This is a genomic window from Pseudomonas sp. BC42 (assembly GCF_021560055.1).
In the GTDB taxonomy this organism is placed as follows: Bacteria; Pseudomonadota; Gammaproteobacteria; order Pseudomonadales; family Pseudomonadaceae; genus Aquipseudomonas.
In genome coordinates this window covers 5089138-5101673 of the sequence record NZ_CP091067.1, presented here as the reverse complement: position 1 = coordinate 5101673, position 12536 = coordinate 5089138, and the positions used below count along the sequence as shown (strand labels likewise).

Below are 12536 nucleotides of genomic sequence, written 5' to 3'. Positions count from 1 at the left end.
TCACCCGTTGTCGCCAAACAAGTGGGTGACGGCTGTACGCAGGTTGGCGAACCGACTACAGAGGTAAAGTCGGCAGATCCTGAGATCTCCCGCGCACAGCCGTCATAAAACTGCGTGTGCGGACGCAAAATACCTGCAAGCTGGATCTTTTGCATTCCCTCTGTAAATCAGGTCGCCAAACCCGGTCGTCCATTCAACGACCCCTCGACTATATCCAGCGCTTCCCCTGTCCTTAAAGCCCCATTCCTACCGGATCGTCTGCTTCTGCCGTAAGGCAATTCCTAATTTGCCGAGAGGATCTTTTCGAGCCGGTCCACCGCGATTTTCCTGGCTTACAATGCCGCTGCTCATCGCCATACCAGTGATGCTTTTCAGGTGGCGGCGCGTTGTTGAAAAAACTCTCAAGGAAGATCCGTCATGCGTCTTTTGTCGTTGCTGTTCACTCTCGTTCTGCTCGCCGGTTGTGCTTCCACCCCGGACTATTACATCTCGCCCAAATCGGTGCAGATTCCCGCCACCGCCACGTACTGGATCGATACCTTCAACCTGCAACTGGTCGGCGAGAGCGAGCGCTTTCTGCCCGAGGACAAGCTGCGTCAGCAACTGGGCATGGAGTTGATCCGCCAATTGGGCAATGCCAATCGCTACGCCGCCAGCAAGGACAGCGCCGACTACCTGCTGGATGTGGATGCGGTGTACAAGCGCCGCCTGAGTGATTCCAAGGGTGGGCTGGTGTCGATGGTCGTCGATGACAATACGATCCTGGCCAGTGTCGATTTCGGCTACAAGGTCCAGGTCAAGCGCGACGGCGCCGAGGTGTTGCATTTCGCTCAGGAGCGCAACGGTTTGCAGCCTGCCGGAGCCATGGGCCAGTTGCGTAATATGAAGAGCATGCTGGGGGTGATCACCAACAGCGGTAATTCGGATGTGGAGAACTTCTACATTCGCGCTCTGCCGAAGTTCATTGTCAGTGATATCAAGGCCATTCCTTCGCGCTGAGTAGGTGTGTGGCTGGATGGTAGGAGCGAGCTTGCTCGCGATGAGCCGAGGGCGCTGCGTTCTTTCAGTTGCGGCGCGTTGTCGTTGACGTTCATCGCGAGCAAGCTCGCTCCTACATGGGGTGTGGATGTATCAGTCGGCCTTTTGGCTTATAGCGCCCTCACCGGAATACAAATCTCACACTCCAGCTCCCCGGTCTTGACGTCGTAGTAAGCATCCGCCGGATAGCGTTCGAACGCCGGGCGCGGGTCGAACTGCATGCCGCTCTTGGGCAGCCAGTCACGGCACAGTTCGATCCAGGCGTCGGCGATGGCTGGGCCCAGGCCGCGGTAGTGGGCCACGGCGTAGAGGCCTCCGGGTAGGGTGGTAATGACGGCCGGGGCGTTGGCCTTGAAGTCTTCGGGCACTTCGACGCAGGCGTCGTAGCGGCATTTTTCGGCGGGGGTGAGGTCCGGGTCGTCGTGGCCGATGCCGTAGCGCACGCGGTTGAACAATCGGTGTTCGAGCATCCATGGCATGGCGGTTTCGCGCCAGAAAACCCCAATGCCCGGGCCGTAGGCGCCGATGTAGCGCAGGTAAGCCACGCGAGTGGCGGGCAGCTGCTGCAGGGTGACGTTCATCGCTGTTTCCTTCAGGTGAATGAAGGCGTCAGGATCGTCGAAGGCGGGAATGTGGGTCTGATCAGGATTGCTCAATTCACGCAGGCGCCGTTCTCGGATGTCGTCGAGGCGGCGGTGCCAGCGTTTCGGTTCGGTGTCGCGCCAGGTGCTGGGGGAGACCGAGAAGTGTTGCTTGAAGGCTCGGGAGAAGGCTTCGCCGGAGCCGAAGCCGACTTCCAGCGCGATTTCCAGGATCGAGGCTGCGGGGCGACTGGCCATGAGGTAGGCGCCGCAGGCCAGGCGCCGGCGACGCAGGTAGGCGCCCAGGGGCTCGCCGACCCAGGCGCTGAACAGGCGGTGGAAGTGGTAGGGCGAAAAATGTGCCACCCGCGCCAGGTCCGTCAGATCCAGGGGCTGGTCCAGGTGTTGGTCGATGTACTCCAGCACCCGGTTCATGCGCAGGGTGTATTCGTGGAGGCTGTGGTAGGCGGCGCTCATGTCTTCAGATTAGTTGGCTGTGAGGGTCGTCGTAGTCTGCCGCAGATTTGTGCCATTTGTGTGTGCGATTCGCCGGCAAGCCGGCTCCTACGGGAGGTTTCTGTCGGCGAACAGGCTGTCAGTTGTCACAGCAGCAACTGCTGCCCTTGCTCCGGGGTGTTTTCTGGTAACGGTCGTGGTGCCGAACCCAGTCCATGATCTGTTCTTCGTTGCGCCCCTTGGGCGTCAGGTCGAGGAAGTTGTAGGCCCCCAGCAACAGGTCCAGCCCGCGGGCATAGGTGGAATATGTGTGGAAAATTTCACCTTGCGGGTTGCGATAGAACACGCTCAGGCCGGGTAGCTCCCGCTCGTCGCCACTGACCTGTTCGTAGTTGTAGCTGGCGGTTCCCTGGGCCAGTTGCTCGTCGCTGAGGCTCACGCCAAAGTCTTGGTTGAAGTCGCCGCCGGCGCTGGAGTACCAGTCGAAATGCCAGCCCATGCGTTGGCGAAAGGCTTGGAATTGGTCGTAGGGCGCGTGGGACACCACCACCAGCGCCACATCGTGGTGGGCCAGATGCAGGTTGGCGCCATCGAAGTGGTCCGCCAGGAACGAACAGCCCTTGCAGCCCTCTTTCCAGCCAGCGCCGAACATGAAGTGGTAGACCAGCAGTTGGCTGTGGTCGCCAAACAGGTCCGCGAGGCTTAGCGGGCCATTCGGGCCTTGAAACTGATAGGGCTTGTCGATTTTTACCCAGGGCAGCGCCCGGCGTTCGGCGCTGAGCTGGTCGCGCTGGCGGGTAAAGGCCTTTTCGTGGATCAGATGCTGTTTGCGGGCTCGTAGCCATTGTTCCCGGGAGACCACGGGATGATCGGTAACGGGCATGACATTTCTCCTCTGGCAGTGGGCGAAGCGTCTTACACACGCTAGTCGTTTGACTCCGGGGCAGATCGACAAACCGCCCAGCGGTTTTCCGCTTGGGGGGCGCTGGCCTGGGTGGATTTCCTGAACGGCTGAAAAGCCTGTCGGTCACAACCTATGAACGGCATTTCATTCTTGTGTCTGGAGGTTGAATCAGGATGAGCACTTACAACTGGGATCTGATCGAACGGCTGTTGCACGAAGTGCAGAACGGCGCCGGCCACAGTTTCACTCCCCGTCCTTACGCCGAGCAGCATGCGGCGGCCAAGGCGGCGGAAGGTGAGCCCACCGGTAACCTGGATGATCTGAAAGTCACTGCTACCGAGTACGAAAAGCTGCTTCTGGACCGGGGGTTTATCGAAACTCGGCCTGAGGAAGAGGGTGGCAATGGTGAGAATTTCATCCTGACACCCCGGGGCTCCAGCCTGCTGTGCCTGCTCGACAGCAGTATTCCGGGTCATGAGCATCCCCGTCAGGTGCTGGATGAGCAGGCCGATGCCCTGGCGCCGGAAACTTTCGACGAGTTGGCCTCCAAGGCTCAGATCGCCTAGCTCAGGGCGGGTCCTGGCGGGCGTTCTGCAGGCATTTGAGTTCCGCGAAATCCTGGCGTACGCCGTCGATCTTCTTCAGCAGGCGCTGGCGCTGCTCAAGGCTGCTGGTGGCCATCAGGTCCACCAGCAGGTGGCGGGCGGCCTGTTCGGTGCGGGCATAGGCCTGGCGGTAATCCTCTGTCCATAACTGCTCGCGGTTCACCAGCAGTTGCTCGATGCGTTGTGGGAAATCGCTGTTTTGCCGTTGCGCCACGGCGGCGCTGAACTGTGCCTGCCAGTGGATGCGGTTGGCGATCCACTGCTGGTTCTGTTCGCCCAGGGACGCCGACCATTGCTCGATGCGTCGTTGCTGGTTGGGACTCAAGGGGCCGATCCAGGATTTCAGGCGTTTGCTCATGCGCTGGCTGCGCTGTTCGATCTGCTGCGCCAGGGAGGGCTTGAGGTATTGCTCGCGATGTTCCTGCTGGTCCTTGGCAAAGGCGTTGTTCATCTCGGCGACTTGTCCGTCGTCCAGGCCCTGGAGCAGCTCTACCGCGGAGGGCACGATCTGCCGCGCGGTTTCGGCGATGGCTTGCTTGGCTTCCAGGGTTCGCTGTTGCAGGGCTTGGTCACTGACCTGATTGCTCTGCACCATGGCTTGCAGGCGATCAAGCCAGTCCAGGTAGCCTGGCAGTTGGGTGGTGCAATGCCAGCTCAGGTGCTGCTGCAGACGCTGGTTGAACCAGCTCTTCTGCTCGCGGTTCATGTCCAGGTAGTCGTTGAGGGTCCAGGGGATGATCACATCCAGGTTGCGATAGGCCAGGCCGACCCGGCTGCAGGCGCCGAGCAGCAGGCTGCAGATCAGAAGCGGGATGAGCAGGTGCCAGCGGCGGGCCATGGGCGAGTCCTTGCGAGTGCGGGTTGCTGTATCTGAACCCGCCGGGCCGCTGACAGTTCAGAGGCCTGTGCCTAGTAAAACGTCCGTTCGGCCTTGAAGGTGAGCAGGCCGTCGCACTGTGGGTTGTGCCCGGTGTAGGCACTGCAATCGCTACCGCGCAGGCTTGAATCACTGTAGATCAGCTTTAGATCGATCCCCCGCCAGGGCCGCGAGAATTTGATCGACCAGTCATTGAAGCCTGCCACTTCACTGCCGTTGGCCACGGCGACAGCGTTGGTCAACTGGTACGCGGTGTATTTGACGCTGATGCCTATGCCGAACGGCGAGTTGCCGCCCAGGTCGGCGAACAGGGTGCTGTTGCGCATGGCCGGGTCGTTGCTGAGGGCGGCGCCAAACCGGCTGCCCAGCAGGCTCAGGCCGCCGTAGAACTCCTGACTGTTCTGGGTGCGCCGCTGCGGGTAGTTGTAGTGAATGATCCCCAGTTCGTAGCCCAGGGTCTGGTCGAAGGGGCGCTTGAAGCCCAGGTAGGCGTCCACTTCAAGCGGGCTGGCGGGGTTCAGGCCCATGCTGGGGGACCATTGGCCGAAGTACCAGCCGCTGTCGTGGCTCAGGTCGAGGCCGCCGTGCAGGGAGTCGCTGGAGGCAGGTTTGACCAGGCCCTGGGCCATGCTGCGGCTGGGGCTGGTGCCCAGCTTGAGGTCGAAGGCGCCCAGTTCTCGCTGGACTGTGTGGCCCAGGGCGATGGGGCAGGCCAGTAGCAGGCTGAGGGCCAGTGTGGCGGATTTGAGCATGCAGCACTCCTTGAACGGCGGGGAGTGACAACCTGAAAGTCGGCTGAAACGATTTATCCGGAAGGCGGCAAGAATACCGGCGAATGCCTGGGGATGAGGGCCGTTCGTCGATTTTTACTGGCGTTGGGCGGGGAGCGGGGTGCCAGTCCTAGCGCTTTGAGGGCAAAGCGCTAAGGGACCAGGATAGAGCGTGGGGAATTACTTTTTACCGAGGCTGATCTGCTTGGACGGGCCGAAAGTCTGGCCGCTGACGCCTTTGGCAATTTGCTGGATTTCGCCGCCGGACTTGAGGAAGGCTGCGATTTGTTCGTTGATCGATTCGCTGGTTTCAACGGCGGGAGCTGGTTTTGCTTTGCTGTTGGAGGCTTTTACTCGCATGGCGGCCATTTAACCTTTCGGGAAAATTAATTTGGCCAGGCATCTTATCAGAAATACTTGACAATTGCTTGGTAAATATCCTCTGGAATAACCCGCGGCTTTTTGTGTTTTTTTCTAAGTTGATCTCGCTGATATCTACCTAAGTGGCTGTTTTAAATAAGGACTACTGGCGGGCAAGGCGGTCTTGGCGCTGCGGATTCCGCTCGGGCAGGTGCGCCTTTGCCTGACGAGTGGCCGCTTGATCGGCGCCAAGGCCAGAAAAATCAAGGCTGTTCATGGATTTTTCCCTGGGCGACTCAGGAGCATCAACGCCACTGTGGAAAACAGGTAGAATGCCGCCCACGTAACGAGGGTATTGGAAATGGCTTTAGTCGGGCGCTACAACAGTTTGCAAGTGGTAAAACACACTAACTTTGGTTTGTATCTGGATGGCGGTGCGGACGGCGAGATCTTGCTGCCCAATCGTTATATTCCCAAGGATATTCCCAGTGAAGATGAAGACTGGTTGAATGTTTTTGTTTATCTGGACAGTGCCGACAAGTTAATCGCAACTACTGAAAAGCCGAAAGTTCAAGTCGGCGAGTTCGCCAGTCTTAAAGTTGTCGAAGTTAACAGCATCGGGGTATTTCTGGATTGGGGATTGCCCAAGGATCTGCTGCTGCCGTACTCCGAGGAAAAGCGCCAGATGAATGCCGGCGAATACTGCGTGGTGCATGTCTACCTGGACAAGCACACCCGTCGTATCACCGCCACGGCCCGCCTGGACCGCTATCTGGACAAGACGCCCGCCAACTACAAGGTGGGCCAGGAAGTCGACTTGCTGGTGGCCGAGTCCACCGACATGGGCTTCAAGGCCATCATCAATAACAAGCACTGGGGCCTGATTCACAAGAACGAGGTGTTCAAGTTCCTGCGCTCTGGCATGCAAGAGAAAGGCTTCATCAAGGAAGTCCGCGCCGACGGCAAGATCAGCCTGAGCCTGCAACCTGTGGGTGAAGAGGCGGCCACCAGTCTGAACTCGAAGATCCTTGCCAAGTTGCGGGAGAACAATGGTTCCCTGGCGGTCAGCGACAAGAGCGATCCGGCATTGATCAGCAGTTTGTTCGGGGTCAGCAAGGGCAACTTCAAGAAGGCCATCGGTGCACTTTATAAGCAGGGCCAGATTGTCATCCACGCAGATCGCATCGAGCTAAGCTGACACTCACTTCACGCTGCAGGCGAGTCTCATGAAAACCACTCTGGTCGCCTGGCTCGCCACCCTGCTGGCGTTCCTGCTGCTCGACGCGCTTTGGCTGGGGCTGATGATGGGCCCCACCTACCGCGCCCAGCTGGGCTCGCTGCTGTTGGAACAACCACGGCTCTTGCCGGCGGCTCTGTTCTACCTCCTCTACGTGACTGGTTGCCTGCTGTTCGCGGTACGCCCCGCCCTGCAACAGGGTGGCTGGCGTCGGGCTGCGCGCCTGGGGGCACTGCTCGGGCTGGTGTCCTACGGCACTTATGATCTGAGCAACTGGGCGACCTTGCAGGCCTGGCCGGCCGCCCTGGCGCTGCTGGATATGGCCTGGGGCATGCTGGTCAGTGCCCTGGCCAGTGGTTTCGGCGTCTTCTGTGCCTGCCGTTGGGCACCTGATGCTGGACGCGGGCCGCAAGTCTGAGCGGGTTTGCCACTGGATTTTGCGCCGCTGTTCAGCCCGCTGGGGTGTAACTTTTTATCTTGGGTAGGTGTCATGTCATTCAAACACTGTGAGGCACTGTGGTGAGCATCGAACGGCGCAACGCTGATGGCTTTGCCCTGCAAGTGATGCTGGGGTTGTGCCTGATCTGGGGCGTGCAGCAGGTCATGATCAAGTGGGCGGCGGCGGACATTGCTCCGGTGATGCAGGCGGCCGCCCGTTCCGGGATTTCGGCGCTGCTGGTGGCCCTGTTGATGTGCTGGAAGGGCGGCTGGTCGCAGATTCCCGGCACCTGGCGCGCCGGTCTATTGGCCGGCGCCCTGTTCGGCCTGGAGTTTTTGTTCATTGCCGAGGGCCTGAAGCTCACCAGCGCCGCGCACATGTCGGTGTTTCTTTATACCGCGCCGATCTTCACCGCCCTGGGGGTCAATTGGCTGCTGCCCAGTGAGCGTTTGCGGCCCTTGCAGTGGCTGGGGATCGTTCTCGCGTTCATTGGCATCAGCATTGCCTTTGCCGGTGGCATCTCCCTCGACAACCTGGACCGGCGCATGCTCCTGGGCGACCTGCTGGGATTGCTGGCGGGGCTGGCCTGGGGGGCGACCACGGTGGTGGTGCGGGCTTCACGGCTGTCGGAAGCGCCTGCCACCCTGACCCTGTTCTATCAGTTGATCGTCGGATTTGTCGGCCTGTTGTTGATTGCCGTGCTCAGCGGTCAGGTGACCCACGTCAGTCTGACCCCGGTGGCGGTGGCCAGCGTGCTGTTCCAGGGGCTGGTGGTGTCGTTTTTCAGCTACCTGACCTGGTTCTGGCTGTTGCGTCGCTATCTGGCGGCAAACCTGGCGGTGTTTTCCTTCATGACGCCGATGTTCGGCGTGACCTTCGGCGTGCTGTTGCTGGGTGAGCCATTGAGTCTCAACTTTGTGCTCGGCGCCATGCTGGTGCTGCTGGGCATCACTTTTGTCAGCGCCGAGCAATGGTTGCGTCGGCGGATCAAGCGCTTTCTGTAAGCCGCTGCCTAGGACGCCAGCGGGCAGCGCTGTGTCGCGGACCGCGGTTGCCAGAGCAGGCTGGCGCCGAGCAGCAAGCCGCAGCCTGCGACCATCAGCGCCGGCTGCAGATTGCCGCTGAAATGACTGCTCAGGGCCGCCAGCAATGGACCGCTCAACTGACCCATGGCGAAGCAGGCGGTGAGCAATCCGGCATTGCGCTGGGCCGACTGTGGTGCCAGTTCCCGTGAGCGCTGCATGACCAGTTGCATGCAGGCCAGGAACGGCGTGCCACACAGCAGCACTCCCAGCACCAGGCCCAGGCCACTGCCCAGCAGGCAAGCAAAGACTCCCGCCGCCTGCAGCCACAGGGTCGCCATCAGCCAGTGCCGAGTGTTGTCCGGGCGTTGTCGGCGCAGGCTCACCAGGGCGACTCCCAGGGCGGCGGCCAGGCCGAAGCCGGGCCAGAACAGATCGGCTTGCCACTGGCCGTGAAAGCGCGCGCTGGCCATCTGCGAGAGAAAGGTCGCGGGAATGATGTAGCCCACGCCGTACAGGCCATAGACCAGCCCCAGGCGGCCCACGCTTTGCTCATTTTCCGCGGTCGGCTGGGGGGTGAGCCGCTGGCTGCTGGAGGTCCGGGGTAGGATCGGCAGGATCACCAGCAGCATTAGCAAGGCCACGGCGCCATACAGCAGCCACAGGTTGGCGGAGCTTTGTCCCAGCCGATTGGCGCCCAGGGCCAGCAGGCCGGTGAGCATGATCCCCAGCCCCGGGCCGGCGAACACCAGGGCTCCCAGGCGGGGCCGGCCTGCCGCCAGGGCCAGGGGCTGGCTCAGGGCCGTGATCATCACCAGCACCCAGGCACTGGCCAGGCCGGTGCCGAAGCGCAGCGCCAGGTGCGGCCAGAAACCCCGAGCCCAGAACGAAGCCAGGGTCAGCAACACACATAACCACAGCCCACCCAGCAGGCGGGCCCGCATCTGGCCCGGCTGCCGGGCGAACATGGCGTCCAGAGCGCCGATGAAATAGCCCAGGTAGTTGGCGGCGGCGATCAGTCCGGCGGCGGTCAGGTCGACCTGGCCTTCGCTGATCAGGTGCGGCAACTGTGGCGTCAGGGCGAAGCGGCCAATGCCCATGGCCATCATCAGGGCAATGAAACTGGCAAGCAGGCGCAGCAGGGGGGACATGGTGGTCTTCCATCGGCAAGGACAATGACCGTCAGGCTAGGGCGGATTGACTTTCATTAAAAATGAATAATAGTGAGAAACCTGTTCAGTTTTGGAGAAGGTCATGGAGTTCAGCCAGCTGCGTATCTTCCAGGCTGTGGCCGAGGAAGGCTCCATCACCCGGGCCGCCGAGCGCCTGCACCGGGTGCCGTCGAATCTCTCGACCCGGCTCCGGCAACTGGAGGAACAACTGGGCGTCGAGCTGTTTCTGCGTGAGCGCCAGCGCTTGCAACTGTCACCGGCGGGCAAGGTCCTGCTCGATTACGCCGCGCGGTTGTTCGCCCTGCACGACGAAGCTCATGCCGCGGTGCAAGGCGGTCAGCCGGCCGGGGATTTCGTCCTCGGCACCATGTACAGCACCGCGGCCATTCATCTGCCGGCGCTGCTGGCGCACTACCACCGCACCTACCCGGCGGTGAATCTGCAGGTGCAGTCCGGGCCCAGCGGCGAGTTGCTGGAAGGCTTGCTCACCGGACGCCTGGACGCCGCCCTGGTGGATGGTCCCCTGGAACTGGCGGGGCTGGATGGCGTGCCGTTGTGCGACGAAACCCTGGTACTGATCAGTGAGGCCGATCACCCTCCGGTGCGCACTGCCCGGGATGTGGAGGGCCGGGCGGTGTTCACCTTTCGTCAGGGCTGTTCCTATCGCATGCGCCTGGAGTCCTGGTTTGCCCACTATCACGCAGCCATGGGCCGGGCCATGGAGATCGAGTCCTATCAGGGCATGCTGGCCTGCGTGATTGCCGGTTCCGGGGTGGCGCTGATGGCCCAGTCGATGCTCGACAGCCTGCCGGGGCGGGAAAGTGTCGCGGTGCATGCTCTGGCCGAGCCGTTCGCCCACACCACCACCTGGCTGATGTGGCGCAAGGGCATGCTCGGGGCCAACCTCAATGCCTGGATCGAACTGCAGCAGGGTGCCTTCGGGCATCAGGTGCCGGTGCTGCAGGCCAATGGCTGAATAGCCTTGGCCGATTCGTCTCAATCCAGTAACAGTTCATTGCGATTGCAAGGCAGCGCGCAGGAAAAGTTAGGACTATTATCTGCTTGAGGCGGCGCAGTACCGCCGCTCGGCACGACCCTGAGGGGGCACTATGAAAGACAAACTGCAAAGCTGGCTTCACGACCTTGGCGTCGCTTTGGGCCTGATCGAGCCACCGCTGCAACCGGTGCCGATTCCTACCGACGAAGAGCTGCGGCGCCGTCAGCAACGTCGCCGTTGAGCTTGCCGCGAGTGCGGAGTGCAGACTCCGTCTCGCGCCTGGTTTTTCCCACCACGAGACGCTGGGCCTGATCCCGGGGTGTTCGTGCAACCCTTTATAGTCCCGCTCTTCTGCCTGGCTCCTGCAGCATTAAACCGCGTTGCCCGCCCGGCGCCCGGGCACTTTTTTGTGGGCGAAAAAAAACGGGTGCGGCCACCGACGCCGCACCCGTCGAAGAAAAGCTTCAGGCGTCCGACGTCAGGTCAGATCGCGTTGGCCAGCGGCGCCGGGCGCCGAGAGAGCAGGCTCACCACCACGAAGCTCACCAGGCCCACGGCCAGGCTGTAGTAGATCGGGGTGTTGGCGTCCAGGCCGTCCTTGAACATGAAGAACAGGGCCGTGATGAACCCCAGGGACATGCTGGTAATGGCTCCGGCGGTGGTGGCGCGTTTCCAGTAGATGGCCCCGATCAGCGGAATCAGCATGCCGCCCACCAGCAGGTTGTAGGCCAGGGTCAGGGCGCTGATCACGTCACTGACCACCAGGGCGATGCCCAGCACCACGATGCCCAGCAGCAGGGTCGCGATACGGTTCTCGTGGACGTCGCCGTTGCCACTCTGGCGACCACCGCGCAGGCGTGGCAGCAGATCCTGGGTCACGGTGGTGGAAGCGGCCAGCAGGCCGGCGCTGGCGGTGGACATCAGCGCAGCCAGTGCGGCGGCTATGACCAGGCCGCGGATGCCGTTGGGCAGGCTGGTCTGGACGATGCTGGCGAAGGCGTTGTTGACGTTGTCCAGGTCCGGCAGCAGCACCTTGGCGGCCATGCCGATCAAGGCGCCGGCCAGTCCGTAGAGCACGCAGTAGAGGCCGGCCGCGGTTCCGGCGATTTTCGCGACGCCTTCACTGCGGGCGGTGAATACCCGTTGCCAGATGTCCTGGCCGATGAAGATGCCGAAGAAGTAGATCAGGAAGTAGGTGAGGATGGTGTCCCAGCCGATGGCGGTGAAGTCGAAATAGCTGGCCGGCAACTTGGCCACCAGGCTGTCCCAGCCGCCGGCGTCGACGATGGACAGCGGCATCAGCAGGAACACCAGGCCGATGGTCATGATCAGGAACTGCACGATGTCGGTCAGGGTCAGCGACCACATGCCGCCGATGGTCGAATAGAGCACCACCACGCCACCGCCCACCAGGATCGAGACCCAGAACGGCAAGCCGAACAGCACTTGCATCACGGTGCCTATGGCAATGGTCGAGGTGGCCCCGATCATCAGGGCGTAGACCAGCATGATCAGTCCGCTGGCATGGCGTGCCGCGGGGTTGTAGCGGCGCTCCAGCACTTGGGTGACGGTATAGATCTTCAGTTTCAGCAAGGGTTTGGCCAGGAACAGGCTGAGCCCGACGATGCCCAGGCCGATGGCGCCACAGAGCCAGAAGCCGGAAATGCCGTGGACGTAGCCCAGGCGCACGGTGCCGATGGTCGAGGCGCCGCCCAGTACGGTGGCCGCCATGGTCCCCAGGTAGAAGCCCGGCCCGAGGTTGCGGCCGGCTACCAGATAGTCGTCACGGGTCTTGGCCCGGCGCATGCCGTACCAGCCCAGGGTGATCATGCCTGCGGCATAAATCAGTACTACGAGAATATCCAAGCCCATGTTCGGGTCCTCAAAAGCAAATTGTTATTGTTGTCGCCACCTGCGGATGCGCACGGCCAACCGTTCGACCGGTGGCGACCGGTCTATCGCAAGAATTGCGGTTGCTGGGCAGTTCAGGCCAAGGGCGGCCTGTTTCGAGAGAGGTCGTACAGGGTGCTGCATCGCGGGGCGGGGATCTGCGCGTCCCCGTTGTTCATGTGGTTAAG

At 61.7% G+C, this 12536-nt stretch carries 14 protein-coding genes; 7 read left to right on the top strand and 7 right to left on the bottom strand.

Going from position 1 to position 12536, the window contains the following annotated elements:
• Positions 1 to 417: 417 nt before the first annotated feature.
• Positions 418 to 999 carry a hypothetical protein gene (locus tag L1O02_RS22990; RefSeq protein ID WP_235758755.1) on the top strand — a complete coding sequence of 194 codons (582 nt, stop codon included), beginning with the start codon at positions 418 to 420 and terminating at the stop codon, positions 997 to 999.
• A gap of 149 nt (positions 1000 to 1148) precedes the next feature.
• Here L1O02_RS22990 and L1O02_RS22985 read toward each other — a convergent pair whose 3' ends face one another.
• Both L1O02_RS22985 and L1O02_RS22980 read right to left on the bottom strand, forming a co-directional pair.
• Complete coding sequence (locus tag L1O02_RS22985) at positions 1149 to 2096, bottom strand: GyrI-like domain-containing protein (protein WP_108544745.1); 948 nt, start codon at positions 2094 to 2096, stop codon at positions 1149 to 1151.
• 118 nt (positions 2097 to 2214) lie between these two features.
• Positions 2215 to 2958 (bottom strand): thioredoxin family protein, encoded by a 744-nt coding sequence (locus tag L1O02_RS22980; protein ID WP_108544746.1) that lies wholly within the window; start codon positions 2956 to 2958, stop codon positions 2215 to 2217.
• Positions 2959 to 3152: 194 nt separating this feature from the next.
• Here L1O02_RS22980 and L1O02_RS22975 point away from each other — a divergent pair, with 194 nt between their 5' ends.
• Positions 3153 to 3545 carry a hypothetical protein gene (locus L1O02_RS22975; protein WP_060838080.1) on the top strand — a complete coding sequence of 131 codons (393 nt, stop codon included), beginning with the start codon at positions 3153 to 3155 and terminating at the stop codon, positions 3543 to 3545.
• Between the two features lies 1 nt (position 3546).
• Here the strand turns inward: L1O02_RS22975 and L1O02_RS22970 are convergent, their stop codons facing one another.
• The 3 genes from L1O02_RS22970 to L1O02_RS22960 all read right to left on the bottom strand — a co-directional run bounded on the left by L1O02_RS22970 (position 3547) and on the right by L1O02_RS22960 (position 5600).
• On the bottom strand, positions 3547 to 4422 hold the full coding sequence (locus L1O02_RS22970; protein WP_060838081.1) for a DUF6279 family lipoprotein: 876 nt from the start codon (positions 4420 to 4422) through the stop codon (positions 3547 to 3549).
• 71 nt (positions 4423 to 4493) lie between these two features.
• A complete protein-coding gene (locus L1O02_RS22965; RefSeq protein ID WP_108544748.1) occupies positions 4494 to 5213 on the bottom strand; it encodes a TorF family putative porin in 720 nt (239 codons plus the stop codon).
• Between the two features lie 198 nt (positions 5214 to 5411).
• The gene (locus L1O02_RS22960; RefSeq protein WP_016962619.1) at positions 5412 to 5600 is read right to left on the bottom strand and encodes a hypothetical protein; all 189 of its coding nucleotides are present in this window, start codon (positions 5598 to 5600) and stop codon (positions 5412 to 5414) included.
• Positions 5601 to 5952: 352 nt separating this feature from the next.
• On the opposite strand from L1O02_RS22960, the gene L1O02_RS22955 reads away from it, so the two are divergent.
• From L1O02_RS22955 to L1O02_RS22945, 3 genes are all read left to right on the top strand, one after another.
• On the top strand, positions 5953 to 6789 hold the full coding sequence (locus L1O02_RS22955) for a S1-like domain-containing RNA-binding protein (protein ID WP_060838083.1): 837 nt from the start codon (positions 5953 to 5955) through the stop codon (positions 6787 to 6789).
• Positions 6790 to 6817: 28 nt separating this feature from the next.
• Complete coding sequence (locus L1O02_RS22950) at positions 6818 to 7246, top strand: DUF2177 family protein (protein WP_108544749.1); 429 nt, start codon at positions 6818 to 6820, stop codon at positions 7244 to 7246.
• Between the two features lie 101 nt (positions 7247 to 7347).
• Positions 7348 to 8271, top strand: a complete 924-nt coding sequence (locus L1O02_RS22945; protein ID WP_060838085.1) for a DMT family transporter — start codon at positions 7348 to 7350, stop codon at positions 8269 to 8271.
• 8 nt (positions 8272 to 8279) lie between these two features.
• On the opposite strand, the gene L1O02_RS22940 is transcribed toward L1O02_RS22945, so the two are convergent.
• Positions 8280 to 9440, bottom strand: coding sequence for an MFS transporter (locus tag L1O02_RS22940; protein WP_108544750.1), 1161 nt, complete (start codon positions 9438 to 9440; stop codon positions 8280 to 8282).
• A 103-nt stretch (positions 9441 to 9543) separates the two neighbouring features.
• Here L1O02_RS22940 and L1O02_RS22935 point away from each other — a divergent pair, with 103 nt between their 5' ends.
• Together L1O02_RS22935 and L1O02_RS31140 are read left to right on the top strand one after the other, a co-directional pair.
• Positions 9544 to 10437, top strand: coding sequence for a LysR family transcriptional regulator (locus L1O02_RS22935; RefSeq protein WP_235758753.1), 894 nt, complete (start codon positions 9544 to 9546; stop codon positions 10435 to 10437).
• A 133-nt stretch (positions 10438 to 10570) separates the two neighbouring features.
• Positions 10571 to 10699 carry a PA1414 family protein gene (locus L1O02_RS31140; RefSeq protein WP_011059908.1) on the top strand — a complete coding sequence of 43 codons (129 nt, stop codon included), beginning with the start codon at positions 10571 to 10573 and terminating at the stop codon, positions 10697 to 10699.
• Between the two features lie 242 nt (positions 10700 to 10941).
• Here L1O02_RS31140 and L1O02_RS22930 read toward each other — a convergent pair whose 3' ends face one another.
• Positions 10942 to 12330, bottom strand: coding sequence for a sodium:solute symporter (locus L1O02_RS22930; protein ID WP_060838088.1), 1389 nt, complete (start codon positions 12328 to 12330; stop codon positions 10942 to 10944).
• Positions 12331 to 12536: the final 206 nt, after the last annotated feature.